Source organism: Actinomycetospora chiangmaiensis DSM 45062, assembly GCF_000379625.1.
In the GTDB taxonomy this organism is placed as follows: Bacteria; Actinomycetota; Actinomycetes; order Mycobacteriales; family Pseudonocardiaceae; genus Actinomycetospora; species Actinomycetospora chiangmaiensis.
This window is the reverse complement of record NZ_KB903247.1, coordinates 49,763-63,719: the sequence shown is the minus strand read 5'-3', so window position 1 is coordinate 63,719 and position 13,957 is coordinate 49,763. Positions and strand designations below refer to the sequence as shown.

Genomic DNA, 13,957 nt, shown 5'->3' with positions numbered 1-13,957 from the left:
TCTCCTCAGGCGCTGGTGCCGTTGCCGTTGCCGTTCGAGCTCGCGTCGCTCGCCCGGGTCACGACGTGGTCGATGAAGCCGTACTCGAGGGCCTCGTACGGGTCGAACCAGCGGTCGCGGTCGGAGTCGGCCGTGATCTGGTCGAAGCTCTGCCCGGTGTGCTCGGCGATCAGCTCGGCGAGCTGGCGCTTGAGCTTGCGCAGCGACTCCGCGCGGATCGTGATGTCGGTTTCCGTGCCGCCGAGACCACCCGACGGCTGGTGCATCATGATCTGCGCGTGCGGGAGCGCGAAGCGCTTCCCGGGGGCTCCGGCCGAGAGCAGGAACTGCCCCATGGACGCAGCGAGCCCCATCGCCACGGTGGACACGTCGGGCTCGATCCACTGCATGGTGTCGTAGATCGCCATGCCCGCGGACACCGAGCCGCCCGGCGAGTTGATGTACAGGCGGATGTCGGACTTGGGGTCCTCCGCGGACAGCAGGAGGAGCTGCGCGGAGATCTGGTTCGCGATCGCGTCGTTGACCTCCTGGCCGAGAACGACGATGCGCTCCCGGAGAAGGCGCTCGTAGACCGAGTCGTTGAGCGTCATCGACCCGCCGGCGGAACGCATGACCGCCCCGGCTGGGTCGGAGGGGTGCTGGCTCACCTGTCCCTGCTTTCCTTGGGTTTGGGGTACTTGACGCAGCGCTGCCACCGACACTAACGATCGAGAGAGGCTCGAACGTCCGTCGCGGGCCCGTGTTCGCTGACGGCACACGGACCCGTGACGGCGGGGGTCAGCTCGACGCGGGCGCGCCCGTGTCGGCCGACTCGACGGTCGAGCTCCGCTCCGCTCCGTCTCCGGCCTCGACGACCGCGTCCTCGTCCTGGTCGGACCCCGACGCGACGGTGGCGGTCTCGTCCGCCACCTCGGCGGCGTCGGCCGCCTCCTCGCCGTCCTCGGGCGTCGCAGTGCCGAAGAGCTCCGAGAGATCGACCGGCTCGCCGTCGGGGCCGAGGACGGTGGCGGCCTGCACCACGGAGGCCAGCGCCTTGCCGCGGCGCACGTCCGCGAAGATGGCGCCGAGCTGGTTGGCCTCCTGGGCCTGCTGGATGTACTGCTCGGGGCTGATGCCGAAGCGCTGGGCCTGCATGAAGATGCGCTCCATCAGCTCCTGCTGGTCGACCTGGATCTCGCCCTTCTCGGCGACCTCGTCGAGCAGCAGCTGGGTCCTCACGGCCTGCTCGGCCGCGGTGCGCAGCTCGGCGTCGAACTCCTCGCGGGTCTGTCCCTGCGACTCGACGTAGGCGGTGAGCTTGTCCTCGTCGTGGTCGAACTCGTGGACCGCCTCGTGGGCGCGGACCTCGACCTCGGAGGAGACGACGCCCTCCGGCGCGGGGATGTCGGCGGCCTCGAGGAGCGCCTCGAGCACCTTGTCCCGGGCCTGGCCGGCCTGCTCCATCTTCTTGACGCGACCGTGCCGCTCGCGCAGGTCGGCCTTGAGCTCGTCGAGCGTGTCGAACTCGCTCGCGAGCTGGGCGAACTCGTCGTCGGCCTCGGGGAGCTGACGCTCCTTGACCTGCGACACCGTGACGGTGACCTCGGCCTCCTCGCCGGCGTGGTCGCCCGCGACGAGCTTCGTGGTGAAGGTCTTGGTGTCGCCGGCCGACATGCCCTCGAGGGCCTCGTCGAGACCCTCGATGAGCTGGCCGGAGCCGACCTGGTGGCTCATGCCGCTGGTCTGCGCCTCCTCGACGGCCTCACCGTTCACGGTGGCCGCGAGGTCGATGACCACGAAGTCGTCCTGCGCGGCCGGCCGCTGCACGCCGGTGAGCGTGCCGAAGCGCGCCTGGAGGCCCTTCAGCTGGTCGTCCACGTCCTCGTCGGTCACCTCGGCGGCGTCGACCGACACCGAGATGGACGAGAAGTCCGGCAGCGTGATCTCGGGGCGGACGTCGACCTCGGCCGTGAAGGCGATCTTGTCGCCGTCGTCGATCGAGGTGACCTCGATCTCCGGCTGCCCCAGCGGGTTCAGCTCGGCCTCGCCGACGGCCTCGCCGTACTTCTGCGGGACGGCCGTGTTCACGACCTCCTCGAGCACGACACCGCGCCCGAGCCGCTGGTCGAGGATGCGGGCGGGAGCCTTCCCCGGGCGGAAGCCGGGGACGCGGACCTGCTGGGCGATCTTCTTGTACGCCTGGTCGAAGGTCGGCTTGAGCTCGTCGAACGGCACCTCGACGGCGAGACGGACGCGCGTCGGCGACAGGTGCTCGACGGTGGACTTCACAGCTCGTTCTCCTCCGGGCGGGACTTCTGAGATCGCGACCCGGGGGTGTACGACGGTGACCCGTACGGGCCTCGACGTCGACACCCGCCCGGGCGTTGGCCGCGAGTCTAGACGTGCCCCCCGACATCGCGCCGTGGCGGCCCTGACCAGCGCCGATGCCACCGTCCGCCCACGACGGGCCCGATAGGGTGCGGACATGACCGCGATCGGCCTGGGTCTCGCCGCACTCGGGCGGCCGACCTACGTCAACGTGGGCCGGGACGGCGTGCACCGCTCCGTCGACGAGCTGCGCGCCCTCGCCCACGCCACGCTCGACGCCGCGTGGGAGGCCGGGGTCCGCCGCTTCGACGCCGCGCGGTCCTACGGGCGGGCCGAGGAGTTCCTCGCGGGGTGGCTCGCGGCCGACCCGACCCGTCGTCGGGACGCGTCGATCTCGAGCAAGTGGGGCTACCGCTACACCGCGGACTGGGACCCGGACGCCGACGTCCACGAGGTCAAGGAGCACTCCCTCGCGCACTTCGAGTCGCAGTGGGCCGAGACGCGGGCGACGCTCGGCGTGCCCGACCTCTACCAGGTGCACTCGCTCACCACGGACTCGCCGCTGTTCGACGACGACGGCCTGCTGCGGGCGCTCGCCGGGCTGCGCGACGACGGGGTCCGGCTCGGCTTCTCGACGTCGGGCGCCGACCAGGCCGACGCGGTCCGGCGCGGGCTGGCCCTCGAGGTCGGCGGGTCGGCGCTGTTCACCGCGGTCCAGTCGACGTGGAACCTGCTCGAGACCTCCGTCGGCCCGGCGCTCGCCGAGGCGCACGACGCGGGGGCACTCGTCCTGGTGAAGGAGGGCGTGGCGAACGGCCGCCTCGTCGTCGACCCGCCCGCTCCGCTGGCCCGGGTCGCCGCGGACCACGGGGTGGGCCCGGACGCGGTGGCGCTGGCCGCGATCGCCGCGCAGCCCTTCGTCGACGTCGTGCTCTCGGGGGCGGCGGACCCGGCGCAGCTGCGCTCCAACCTCGCCCCGGTGCACCTCACCGACGACGACCTCGCGACGCTGGGCACCCTGGCCCGGCCCGCGGCGGAGTACTGGACCGCACGGCGCGCGATGGCGTGGGTCTGAGGAGAAGTTCCGGCGTCGTCGTCGGACCTGTCGGGCACACTCCGGTCGTCCAGTGATCACCGGGGAGGGACCCGCGTTGCCCGGCATCGGCTCGTACGACTTCAGGAACGCCTACCGCCACGGGTTCGCCCGCGTCGCGGCCGCCACGCTGCGGACGTCGCTGGCCGACCCGCCCGCCAACGCGTCCGCGGTGGTGGAGATGGCCCGGACGTGTCACGACGACGGGGCGGCGCTGGTCGTCTACCCCGAGCTCACGCTCTCGGGCTACTCCGTCGAGGACCTCCTGCTGCAGGACACGCTGCTCGACGCCGTGGAGTCGGCGCTCGGCACGGTCGTCGAGGAGACCGCGGCCCTCACCCCGGTGCTCGTCGTCGGCGCCCCGCTGCGCCACCGCCACCGCATGTACAACTGCGCGGTCGTGATCCACCGGGGCCGCGTGCTCGGGGTGGCGCCCAAGTCGTACCTGCCGACCTACCGCGAGTTCTACGAGCGTCGGCAGGCCGCCGCGGGCGACGACCAGCACGGCACGATCCGGCTGCTCGGTGCCGACGTCCCGTTCGGCCCGGACCTCCTGTTCGCGGCCACCGACGTCCCGGGGTTCGTGCTGCACGCGGAGATCTGCGAGGACATGTTCGTCCCGGTCCCACCCAGTGCCGAGGCCGCGCTCGCCGGGGCCACCGTCCTCGCGAACCTCAGCGGCAGCCCGATCACCGTGGGCCGCGCGGACGACCGGCAGCTCCTGGCCCGGTCTGCGTCGTCCCGCTGCGCGGCCGCCTACGTCTACGCCGCGGCCGGCGAGGGCGAGTCGACCACCGACCTGGCCTGGGACGGCCAGACCTCGATCCACGAGTTCGGCCGGCTGCTCGCCGAGACGCAGCGTTTCCCGCAGGGCCAGCAGCACGCGGTCGCCGACATCGACCTCGACCTGCTGCGTGCGGAGCGGCTGCGCGCGGGCACGTTCGACGACAACCGCCGGGCCCACGCCGACCGGCTGGCGGGCTGGCGCACCGTCGAGTTCACGCTCGACCCCGCGGACGGCGACCTCGGGCTGCGCCGCGAGGTGGAGCGCTTCCCGTTCGTGCCCGCCGACCCGTCGCGCCTCGAGCAGGACTGCTACGAGGCCTACTCGATCCAGGTGTCCGGCCTCGAGCAGCGCCTCCGCGCGATCGGCCAGCCGAAGATCGTCATCGGCGTGTCCGGCGGCCTCGACTCCACCCACGCCCTCATCGTCGCCGCCCGCGCGCTGGACCGGGCGGGGCGTCCCCGCAGCGACGTCCTCGCCTTCACGCTGCCCGGGTTCGCCACCGGCGAGCGGACGAAGGGCAACGCGCAGCGGCTGTGCGAGGCCCTCGGCGTCACGTTCGCCGAGATCGACATCACCGAGACCGCCCGGCTGATGTTGAAGAACCTCGACCACCCCTTCTCGCAGGGGGAACCGGTCTACGACGTGACCTTCGAGAACGTCCAGGCGGGCCTGCGCACCGACTACCTGTTCCGCGCGGCCAACCAGCGCGGCGGGATCGTGCTGGGCACCGGGGACCTCTCCGAGATCGCGCTGGGGTGGTCGACCTACGGGGTCGGCGACCAGATGTCGCACTACAACGTCAACGGCGGCGTCCCGAAGACGTTGATGCAGCACCTCATCCGGTGGGTCATCTCCTCGGGCCAGTTCGACGAGGAGGTGGGCGAGGTCCTGCAGTCGGTGCTGGACACCGAGATCACGCCCGAGCTCGTGCCCGCCACGGAGGACGCCCCCGTGCAGTCGAGCGAGCAGCAGATCGGGCCCTACAACCTGCAGGACTTCACGCTCTTCCAGATCCTGCGCCACGGGTCGCGGCCCTCGAAGGTCGCGTTCCTCGCCTGGCACGCCTGGCACGACGCCGAGGCGGGCGCCTGGCCCACCGGGTTCCCCGAGGACGACCGGGTCGCCTACGATCTCCCGGAGATCCGGCACTGGCTCGAGGTCTTCGTGCAGCGCTTCTTCCAGTTCGCCCAGTTCAAGCGGTCCGCGGTCCCGAACGGCCCGAAGGTCTCGGCGGGCGGCTCGCTCTCGCCTCGCGGCGACTGGCGCGCGCCCTCGGACTCCTCGGCCCGCATCTGGTGCGACGAGATCGCTCGCGAGGTCCCGGAGGCATGGCCGCACTGACCGGGACGTCGGGCCGGCGGTGTCCGACCCGGGGACGGTGTGCGCCGGTGCGGCGCACACCGTCAACCCCGGGTGCGGCTACTGACGCTGAGCGAGGCCCTTCAGGCACCACGAGCCCTGCGACTGGCCCAGCACGATCTCCGAGGGCAGCGTCTGGGTCTGGCCCTGGTAGGTGAGCGTGAGGTCGACCGGGGTGCGCGCCTCGGTGTCGATCACCGTCGTCGTCGGCCCGGACGGCTTCACCGAGGCGATGAGCTGGAGCACCTGCGGGGACAGCGGGGAGACGGAGTTGCCGTCGGGCCCCTTGCAGGAGACCTGCTGGAGACCGGCCGCGTCCTTCGCCGCCAGCGCGGTGACCACCTGGTTCGCCGTGTCGTCGGGGCTGCCGGGACCACCGAGATAGCCCGGGTAGACGAAGGCGCCGAGCAGCAGCGCGACGATCGCCCCCAGCACGAGCCCGCCCGCGATCCCGAGGGCGAGGCCCTTGCGCAGCTCCTGCTTGTAGGCCTTGTCCTCGGCGTCGGCCCAGGAGTTCTCGTCCTCGGGAGCGCCGTGTCGGCCCTCGGCCCCGTCCTGCTCCCCGGGCAGCGACGCGGCCGCGACGGTGTCGCCCGGCTGCGGCTCCCCGGAGGTCCCGACGGCGGGCGTGGTCGCCTCCCCCGCGCCGGCGTGCTCGGCGTGCTCGGCGTGCTCGCCGTGCTCGCCGTGCTCGCCGTGCTCGCCGTGCTCGGAATCGGCAGGCCCAGAGCCGGCGTGCTCGACGTCGGAGCCCTCCGCGTCCGTGTGCTCGGGCGTGGTCTCCGGCGTCGTCGAGGTGTGCTCGACCTCCGCGTCCGGCTGGCCGACGCTCGTGCGTCCCTCGGTCATCGCGGGTCCCTGCTCCCCTTCTCGCCGGTGGCGGCACGGGTACGTGCCGTGGCCGCGACGATGCCTCATGGACCCGGTCACTCTCCGGGCGGGGCCCGGCATGCGGAGTTGACCATGCGGCTACCCGGCCGCATGACCGATCACCAGGCGATCTGGCTGGACACCCAGGAACGGGTCGCGGGCCTCGCGCGGACCCTCACCGACGCCCAGGCCGCGGCGACGGTGCCGGCCTGCCCGGACTGGACGGCCAAGGACCTGCTCGCCCACATGACGGGTGTCGACACCGACGCGTGGAACGGCGACGTCGACGACGACTTCTCCGACCGCTGGACCGACACCCACGTCCGGCAGCGCGCCGACGCCTCGCTGGCCGAGGTGCTCGCCGAGTGGGACGGACACCGTGAGCACGCCGACGAGCTCTTCGCGCAGGCCCCGGAGGCGCTGCAGGGCGGCATGGTGGTCGATGCGTCGGTCCACGAGCAGGACTTCCGGGGCGCGATCGGGCAGCCCGGCGCGAAGGACCAGCCGGGCAACCGGATCACGCTCGACGTGTTCGCCGACGGCTTCGACGGGCGGGTGCGCGAGCACGGACTCCCGGCGCTGCACGTGGACGCCGGGGCGTGGCAGCGCACGTTCGGCGACGGCGAGGCCGCCGTCCGGGTCGCCGTCGAGGAGTTCGAGTTCCAGCGCGCGCTGACCGGCCTGCGGTCCGCCGCGCAGGTGCGCTCGTGGGCGTGGAGCGACCCGCTGGCCGCCGAGCAGTACGAGCCGGTGATCTCGGGCTTCGGATCCCTGCGCGACACCGACCTGGTGGAGTAGACCATCGCCTGTGGATCCGAAGGCGACGCTGCACCGCTACCTCACCCAGGCCCGCGACGCCGTCGTCTGGAAGCTCGAGGGGCTGGGTGAGTACGACGTCCGACGTCCGCTGACCCCCACCGGCACCAACCTCCTCGGGCTGGTCAAGCACCTCGCGATCGTCGAGTCCGGCTACCTCGGCGAGGTGTTCGACCGGCCCTTCGTCGAGACCGTCGGCTGGTTCGAGGCCCACCCGGAGCCGGAGGCGGACCTCTGGGTGCCCGCCCACGAGTCCCGTGGGGACGTACTGGGCCTCTACGCCCGCGCGGCGGTCCACGGCGACGCGACGATCGAAGCGCTGGACCTCGACACCGTCGGGCGCGTCCCGCACTGGCCGGAGGACCGGGCCACGGTGTCGCTGCACCAGATCCTCGTCCACGTGATCGCCGAGACCAACCGCCACGGCGGCCACGCCGACATCGTGCGTGAACTCGTCGACGGCGCGGCGGGGCTGCGCCGGGACCACGACAACCTCGGCAATCTCGTCGCGGCCGCGCGGCAGGGCCACGTGGCGCGGCTCGAGCGCAACGCCCGCCGGGCCGCGGAGGTGCGCTCCGCGCCCGTGAGCACTAATCCGCGTCAGGGCACGGATTAGTACTCACGAGACGAAGCCACCTCGGGAGCAGCCGCGGGGTCACCGTCGCGTAGGCCCCGTACCCGGGGAGGTCGCGGCGCAGCAGGGCGTCCTCGGCGTCCATGCGGAGCCGGTAGGCCGTCCCGACGGCGGCGAGGGTCAGCGCCGGGGCGAGCGCATTGCGGGCACTCGTCGCGCCGCCGAGCCAGAGCAGCAGCATGCCCGCGTAGCCGGGGTGCCGGACGTGGCGGTACGGGCCGGCGCGGACGACGGGCTGATCGGGGACGACCCGCAGGGCGCGGGCGTAGTGGCCCCGCAGGGTGCGCATGGCCCACACCCGCAGTCCGACGCCGCCGACCTGCACGAGGAGCCCGGCCGGACCGCACCACCGGGGCAGGCGGACGTCGTCCGCGAGCAGCGGGCTCGCGACGATCGCGCCGGCGGAGAGGAAGTACGCCCGGGTCAGCTCCCCGATGCCGACCTGGTTCTCCGGCGCCCCGACGTCGTCCGCCGTCACCGCCGGCCGGAGCCGCTCCATCGCCGCCATCGCACCGAAGGCGCCACCGACGCCGAGCACGGCCCACAGGATGTCGGCGACGGTCCGGCGCACGGGTCGCAGCCTAGGAGCGACGGGCGGGTGACAGCCACCGACCACCGGGCGGCCGGGACGTTCGGCCCTGCCGCCGGCCGCGACACCGTCACACGCTCCGCACCCGTTCCGGAGACCACGACCTCGCGCGGAGGCGACGATGACCGAACAACAGGCACGGTCCGGGAGGACCGAGGGCACCGCGAGCGGGGTCCGTACCGACCGCTCCGTGGCCTACAGCGAGCCGGGCACGGGCTGGGTCCGCTTCGCGGGCGTGGTGATGGCGGTGGTCGGGGCCTTCGGCGTGATCGAGGGCTTCATCGCCCTGTTCTCCCCGACCTACTTCGTCACCGTGAGCGGGACCGTCCTCGCCGTCGACCTGTCCGCGTGGGCGTGGCTGCACCTGGCCGTCGGTGCGCTCACCCTCGTCACCGGGCTCTCCCTGCTCGGTGCCGCGCCGAACTGGGCCCGAGGGGTCGGCATCGGGCTGGTCGCCCTCAACATGCTCGTGCAGCTGGCGTGGCTCCCGGCCTACCCGGTGTGGTCGATCATGGTCATCATCCTCGACCTCGTGATCATCAGCGCGCTGGCGATGACCTGGAACGACCGCATCACGCGGGTCTCCTGAGGGCCTCGGCCGCCATCATCACGCCGCGAGCAGCGTCCGTGCTGGTCGAGTACCGGTCGGGGTGGCGGGATTCGAACCCACGGCCCCTCGCTCCCAAAGCGAGTGCGCTACCAAGCTGCGCTACACCCCGTCTGTCACGAGTGTAGGGCGCCCACCTCGTGGTGCTCGCGCCCGTTCGACGACGCCGACTCCGGGGGGTCGCCCCGGGGCGTCGGTGGGCGGTCGGTGGGCCGGGCGTGCAGGGCCACCGGATCCTCGACGGCCGGGCGGCGGTCGCCGCTCCGGCCGGAGATTCGTCGTGCTGACGGGCCGTGCGGACAGCGTCGTCCGCACCCGTCGTCGTGCTCGGGTCCTGCTCGGGTCAGTCGAGCCCGCGGACGATGTGGTCCTCGTCCATGTCGATGACCCTGGTGTCGCGCTCCGTGTTCATGCTGCGGTCCTTTCCGATTCGCTCTCATCGGCCTACGAGGGCCATGCTCCCCGCATCGTCGGACCTACCGTGAAGTACCAGGTGAGCGTCACACATCAACAACGTGTGCCGCCCCCATCGCGTCCGTCGACCGCGTCTGTGTACCCGTTCACACCACGGTCGGCCAAGTGCTAAACCGTGACAGAGCGTCGACTGAACGATCCAGTAGCGCGAGATTCACCCGCGGGGGCAACCACCTGGACGGAGCAACGTCTCTGCGGGAACGCCCGGCAGCGTGGCGCCGGTCGGGGATCGGCTACGGTGGTCACGGTCCGGGGTTCCGGACCGCCGCGGGCGTAGCTCAATGGTAGAGCCCCAGTCTTCCAAACTGGCTACGCGGGTTCGATTCCCGTCGCCCGCTCCACCGCCTCGACCGACCCCTCGGGACGCGTCCGGCGGACTGCTGTAGCGTCGTCACCGTTGCAGTCTCGTTCTCCTCGCCGTGCGCGGTGCCGTGGATGATGTGACAACGGCCCCGGTCAGCGCTGCTGGAGGAACCTCTCCTTCGTCCGTGCCCCGGGAGTCGGGCAATGCTCGTGGACAGAGTGTCCACGAGGAGCTCGACCCTGAAAGAGGATTCGTGGCTGAAGGAACGGTCAAGTGGTTCAACGCGGAGAAGGGCTTCGGCTTCATCGCGCCTGACGACGGTGGCAAGGACGTCTTCGTCCACTACTCGGCGATCACCGGCGGCGGCTTCCGCTCGCTCGACGAGAACCAGCGTGTGAGCTTCGAGTCCAGCCAGGGCGCGAAGGGCCCGCAGGCGGACCAGGTGCAGGCGCTCTAGCCCGCACCGACCCGGTCGGGCGCCGCCGTCAGGCGTCGCCGCCCGACCCGCCGGGGCTGTGGACCCATGCCTCATACCCATGGGCTCACAGCCCCTTCGTCGTCTCCGGGGCCTGCCCCCGCCGTCAGGACAGCACCTCGTCGAGACGCTCGTAGCTCTGCACGACGCCCTCCTCCATCCCGGAGCCCAGCACGGCGTCGCGCGCCTCGAACGAGCCGCACACCGAGAACCCCTCGAGGCGGCAGCGGCCCCCGGCGAGCTCGGTGAAGGTGACCGTCTCCAGCGCCACCTGATCGGCGACGGGGACGTAGGCGAACGTCTGCACGATCCGCGCGTCGGGCCGGACCTCGTGGAACGACCCGAAGAAGTGGTGCTCAGTCCCGTCCTCGCCGACGTGGGTGTAGGCGTAGCCCCCACCGGTCTGCGCGTCCCAGCGCTGCACCGTCATGGTCAGCCGTCGTGGACCGAGCCACTGCACGACGAGTCGCGGGTCGACGTGCGCGCGGAACACCGCGGCGACCGGGGCGTCGAACTCCCGGGTGATACGGATGGCCGGCACGGTGGGGTCGGCCTCGATGGTGGTCTGCAGGGTAGTGGTCACGGCTCTCTCCTCAGGAGGTCGTCGAGCCGCTGGTGACGCAGCTCGGCACGGCGGCGGTAGGTGTCGATCCAGCCGGTGAGCAGGTCGAACACGTCGACCTCGAGGTGCGCCCAGCGCTGCTGGCCGTCCCGGCGGCGGCTGATCAGGCCGGCCGCCTCGAGCACCCGCAGGTGCTTGGAGACGGCCTGGAAGCTCACGTCGTGGTGCGACGCGAGCTCGGTGACGGTCATGTCGTCCGCGGTGAGGCGGGCGACGATGTCGCGCCGGATCGGGTCGGCGAGGGCCGCGAACGCCCGGGAGAGCTCGTCGTCCACCGTCGCTCCGATCGATGTATTCAACCTTGCGGTTGAGTACGACGGTAGGACCGCGCAGTGCAGGGCGTCAACCCGGCACACTGTCGCCCATGTCCGGCAGTCGGGCCGCCGCGAAGGCGCGCACCCACGAGAACCTCCTGGACGCGGCGGCGACGGTGTTCGCCGAACGCGGCTACGGCGCCGCGTCGGTCGAGGAGATCGCCCGCACCGCCGGGACCTCCGTCGGATCCGTCTACGCGCACTTCACCAGCAAGGAGAAGCTGTTCGTCGCGCTCATGGAGCGGCGCACGGCCGCCGAGTTCGCGCGCGCGGAGGCCGAGCTCGCCGACGGCTTCGAGGCCGCGGTGCCTGCGTTGAACCGCCAGCTGCTCGCCGAGGCCGACTCCGACCATCTCGCCGAGCTCGGCGCCGAGGCCTGGCTCTACGGCCTGCGCTCCCCCGCGTTCGGCGCGGAGCTCGCGGCCCACCACCGGCGGGTGCACGAGGTCATCACGGACCTGGTGGCCCGCGAGCGCACCCGACGCGGGACGACGTTCGCGCTCACCGACGCCGAGGTCGGGACCGTCGCGTCGGCACTCGCCCGCGGGTTGGTGCAGTTCCGGCGGCTCGTCCCGGAGTCCGTGCCCGACGACCTGTTCGGGCGCGTCCTCACCGCGTTGCTGGCGGGTCTGGAGGCGACTCCTCCGTCTCCGCCGGCATCGGGTCCGGGCGCTCCGGGGTCAGCCGACGCATGAGGTGGTAGCCGGCGATCGCCACGACGGTGCCGAACGCGATCCCGCCGAACTGTCCGCCGGAGAACTTCATCGTCACGTCACCGACCCCGATGACGATGCCCGCGGCCAGCGGCACGAGCACCTCCGGCCGCGAGAAGTCGACCCGGTTCTCCACCCAGATACGGGCCCCGAGCAGGCCGATCATCCCGTAGAGCACCACCGTGATCCCGCCGAGCACCCCGCCCGGCGTGGCCGCGACGACCGCCCCGAACTTCGGGCAGAACCCGATGAGCACCGCGACCACCGCCGCGACCCAGTAGGCCGCCGTGGAGTACACGCGGGTCGCGGCCATGACCCCGATGTTCTCGGCGTACGTGGTGGTGGGTGACCCGCCGACCCCGCCGGCGACGGCGGTCGCGATCCCGTCCGCGGCGAGGGCCCGGCCGAGGTAGGGGTCGAGATGATCCCCCGTCGCTCCGCTCGCCTCGTCGTCGTCGCGGGTCATCGACGCGACGGCCTTGACGTGCCCGGTGTTCTCCGCGATCAGCGCGACCACCACCGGCACCACGACGAGGATCGCCGACGCGCTGAACGCCGGGAGGTGGAGCCCGGGCGCCTCGGGCGTCCCGAGCGGCAGCCCGATCCAGGGCGCGTCGGCCACCTTCGAGAAGTCCAGCCGCAGGTGGGTGGAGACCGTCCCGGACGCGTCCGGCGCGGTGATCGGGCCCAGCACCGCGTCGAGGATCACCGAGAGCAGGTAGCCGACGACGAGGCCGACCAGCACGGCGAGCCGCCCGAGCATCCCGCGGGCGGCCACCGCCACCACCATGACGACGAGCATGGTCACCAGGGCCACGCCCTGGTCCTGCGGCCAGTACGTCCCCGCGACGACGGGGGCGAGGTTGAAGCCGATCAGCAGCACCACCGCGCCGGTGACGGCGGGCGGCAGGATGGCCGAGATCACGCGGGCGCCCCCGAGGTGCACCGCGAGCCCGACCAGGGCGAGGACCACCCCGGTGACCGCGATGGCGCCCGTGACCTCGGCGCTCGTGCCGCCGTCCGCGCGCACCGCGGCGACCACACCGACGAACGACGCGCTGGTGCCGAGGTAGCTCGGGACGCGGCCACGCGTCATGAGCAGGAAGAGCATCGTCGCGAGCCCGGAGAGCAGGATCGCGAGGTTGGGGTCCAGGCCCATGAGGACGGGGAAGACGAACGTGGCCCCGAACATCGCGAGGACGTGCTGCAGGCCGAGGCCGACGGTGCGGCCCCAGCTCATCCGCTCGTCGGGCCGCACCACCTCCCCCGGGCCGGGAGCACGGCCGTCGCCGTGGACCGTCCAGCGCAGGGTGCGCGTCACTCGGGGCTCCTGTCGGATCGTCCGAGCCGCTCGGCGACCTCGGCGCGCGGCGGTGGGGCGAGGGCGGGCAGCGGGGTGTGCTCGGCCCGCGCGGCGAGCCCGTCGAGCAGGACGGCGAGGTACCGGCACCAGGCGACCTCGTCGACGTCGCACCCGAACGGGGCGGCGACCGAGGCGAGCATGTGCGCGGTCGCGGGGAGGTCGCGGGCCTCGAGATCGGAGCGCACGGTGCCCTGCTCGCGGGCCCGCTCGACGAGGTCGTGCAGCGGCCCGATGAAGCGCAGCACGAGCTCGGGGGTGAAGGCGCCCGCGTCCTTCGCGGCGCGCAGGATGCCGCGCTGGTGCACGAACGCGCGGGCGATCCCCTCGACGACGTCGGCCACCGCGCGGCCGGTGTCGGCCTCGGCCTCCAGCCGGGCGAACAGCGGCTCGACGTGCTCGACGAAGTACTCCGAGAACACCGCGGTGACGAGCTCGTCCCGGCCGCCGAAGCGCCGGTAGAGCGTGGAGGGACCGACCCCGGCCCGTCGCGCGACCTCCTCGAGGGGCACGTCGGGGCCGACCTCCTCGAACGCCTCCCGCGCCGCCGCCACGATGGCGCGGTGGTTGCGGGCGGCGTCCGCGCGCAACGGTCGGGAGGACAGGTCGGTCACGGGCGGGACGCTAGCAGCG

At 72.6% G+C, this 13,957-nt stretch carries 15 protein-coding genes and 2 tRNA genes; 8 read left to right on the top strand and 9 right to left on the bottom strand.

Annotated features, from left to right (window positions below):
- Positions 1-5 precede the first annotated feature (5 nt).
- Positions 6-611 carry an ATP-dependent Clp protease proteolytic subunit gene (locus A3CO_RS0127130; RefSeq protein ID WP_018335405.1) on the bottom strand — a complete coding sequence of 202 codons (606 nt, stop codon included), beginning with the start codon at positions 609-611 and terminating at the stop codon, positions 6-8.
- Positions 612-777: 166 nt separating this feature from the next.
- Entirely contained in the window at positions 778-2,268 is a 1,491-nt protein-coding gene (gene tig, locus A3CO_RS0127125; RefSeq protein WP_018335404.1) for a trigger factor, read from the bottom strand.
- A gap of 196 nt (positions 2,269-2,464) precedes the next feature.
- Here tig and A3CO_RS0127120 point away from each other — a divergent pair, with 196 nt between their 5' ends.
- Positions 2,465-3,382: an aldo/keto reductase gene (locus A3CO_RS0127120; RefSeq protein WP_018335403.1), complete on the top strand. Its 918-nt coding sequence runs from the start codon at positions 2,465-2,467 to the stop codon at positions 3,380-3,382.
- Positions 3,383-3,434: 52 nt separating this feature from the next.
- Complete coding sequence (locus A3CO_RS0127115) at positions 3,435-5,528, top strand: NAD(+) synthase (protein WP_018335402.1); 2,094 nt, start codon at positions 3,435-3,437, stop codon at positions 5,526-5,528.
- Between the two features lie 78 nt (positions 5,529-5,606).
- Here the strand turns inward: A3CO_RS0127115 and A3CO_RS39220 are convergent, their stop codons facing one another.
- Positions 5,607-6,395 (bottom strand): hypothetical protein, encoded by a 789-nt coding sequence (locus A3CO_RS39220; protein WP_026205056.1) that lies wholly within the window; start codon positions 6,393-6,395, stop codon positions 5,607-5,609.
- A gap of 114 nt (positions 6,396-6,509) precedes the next feature.
- On the opposite strand from A3CO_RS39220, the gene A3CO_RS34580 reads away from it, so the two are divergent.
- Together A3CO_RS34580 and A3CO_RS0127100 are read left to right on the top strand one after the other, a co-directional pair.
- Positions 6,510-7,214: a maleylpyruvate isomerase family mycothiol-dependent enzyme gene (locus A3CO_RS34580; protein ID WP_157647873.1), complete on the top strand. Its 705-nt coding sequence runs from the start codon at positions 6,510-6,512 to the stop codon at positions 7,212-7,214.
- Between the two features lie 10 nt (positions 7,215-7,224).
- Positions 7,225-7,848, top strand: a complete 624-nt coding sequence (locus A3CO_RS0127100) for a DinB family protein (RefSeq protein ID WP_018335400.1) — start codon at positions 7,225-7,227, stop codon at positions 7,846-7,848.
- Here A3CO_RS0127100 and A3CO_RS36395 read toward each other — a convergent pair.
- Entirely contained in the window at positions 7,823-8,437 is a 615-nt protein-coding gene (locus A3CO_RS36395) for a methyltransferase family protein (protein ID WP_018335399.1), read from the bottom strand. The two genes, A3CO_RS0127100 and A3CO_RS36395, sit on opposite strands and share 26 nt — an antisense overlap.
- A gap of 139 nt (positions 8,438-8,576) precedes the next feature.
- Here A3CO_RS36395 and A3CO_RS0127090 point away from each other — a divergent pair, with 139 nt between their 5' ends.
- A complete protein-coding gene (locus tag A3CO_RS0127090) occupies positions 8,577-9,044 on the top strand; it encodes a DUF7144 family membrane protein (RefSeq protein ID WP_018335398.1) in 468 nt (155 codons plus the stop codon).
- Positions 9,045-9,100: 56 nt separating this feature from the next.
- Here the strand turns inward: A3CO_RS0127090 and A3CO_RS0127085 are convergent.
- Positions 9,101-9,174: transfer RNA gene (locus tag A3CO_RS0127085), tRNA-Pro, on the bottom strand.
- A 629-nt stretch (positions 9,175-9,803) separates the two neighbouring features.
- Here A3CO_RS0127085 and A3CO_RS0127075 point away from each other — a divergent pair.
- Both A3CO_RS0127075 and A3CO_RS0127070 read left to right on the top strand, forming a co-directional pair.
- Positions 9,804-9,877 (top strand) — tRNA-Gly (locus tag A3CO_RS0127075).
- A 216-nt stretch (positions 9,878-10,093) separates the two neighbouring features.
- Entirely contained in the window at positions 10,094-10,297 is a 204-nt protein-coding gene (locus A3CO_RS0127070) for a cold-shock protein (RefSeq protein WP_018335397.1), read from the top strand.
- A gap of 124 nt (positions 10,298-10,421) precedes the next feature.
- Here A3CO_RS0127070 and A3CO_RS0127065 read toward each other — a convergent pair whose 3' ends face one another.
- Entirely contained in the window at positions 10,422-10,898 is a 477-nt protein-coding gene (locus A3CO_RS0127065) for an SRPBCC family protein (protein WP_018335396.1), read from the bottom strand.
- A complete protein-coding gene (locus tag A3CO_RS0127060) occupies positions 10,895-11,212 on the bottom strand; it encodes an ArsR/SmtB family transcription factor (RefSeq protein WP_018335395.1) in 318 nt (105 codons plus the stop codon). The genes A3CO_RS0127065 and A3CO_RS0127060 overlap by 4 nt, the downstream gene beginning before the upstream one ends.
- A gap of 89 nt (positions 11,213-11,301) precedes the next feature.
- Here A3CO_RS0127060 and A3CO_RS39215 point away from each other — a divergent pair, with 89 nt between their 5' ends.
- Entirely contained in the window at positions 11,302-11,946 is a 645-nt protein-coding gene (locus tag A3CO_RS39215) for a TetR/AcrR family transcriptional regulator (RefSeq protein ID WP_018335394.1), read from the top strand.
- On the opposite strand, the gene A3CO_RS0127050 is transcribed toward A3CO_RS39215, so the two are convergent.
- On the bottom strand, positions 11,861-13,285 hold the full coding sequence (locus tag A3CO_RS0127050; protein WP_018335393.1) for a uracil-xanthine permease family protein: 1,425 nt from the start codon (positions 13,283-13,285) through the stop codon (positions 11,861-11,863). The genes A3CO_RS39215 and A3CO_RS0127050 overlap by 86 nt on opposite strands.
- A complete protein-coding gene (locus tag A3CO_RS34570) occupies positions 13,282-13,938 on the bottom strand; it encodes a TetR/AcrR family transcriptional regulator (RefSeq protein ID WP_018335392.1) in 657 nt (218 codons plus the stop codon). The genes A3CO_RS0127050 and A3CO_RS34570 overlap by 4 nt, the downstream gene beginning before the upstream one ends.
- Positions 13,939-13,957: the final 19 nt, after the last annotated feature.

What these genes read in the sequence shown, in the direction of transcription:
- A3CO_RS0127130 (WP_018335405.1), bottom strand. Translation starts at nt 611, where the DNA reads ATGCGTTCCGCCGGCGGGTCGATGACGCTCAACGACTCGGTCTACGAG.
- A3CO_RS0127120 (WP_018335403.1), top strand. Translation starts at nt 2,465, where the DNA reads ATGACCGCGATCGGCCTGGGTCTCGCCGCACTCGGGCGGCCGACCTAC.
- A3CO_RS39220 (WP_026205056.1), bottom strand. Translation starts at nt 6,395, where the DNA reads ATGACCGAGGGACGCACGAGCGTCGGCCAGCCGGACGCGGAGGTCGAG.
- A3CO_RS34580 (WP_157647873.1), top strand. Translation starts at nt 6,510, where the DNA reads ATGCGGCTACCCGGCCGCATGACCGATCACCAGGCGATCTGGCTGGAC.
- A3CO_RS0127090 (WP_018335398.1), top strand. Translation starts at nt 8,577, where the DNA reads ATGACCGAACAACAGGCACGGTCCGGGAGGACCGAGGGCACCGCGAGC.
- A3CO_RS39215 (WP_018335394.1), top strand. Translation starts at nt 11,302, where the DNA reads ATGTCCGGCAGTCGGGCCGCCGCGAAGGCGCGCACCCACGAGAACCTC.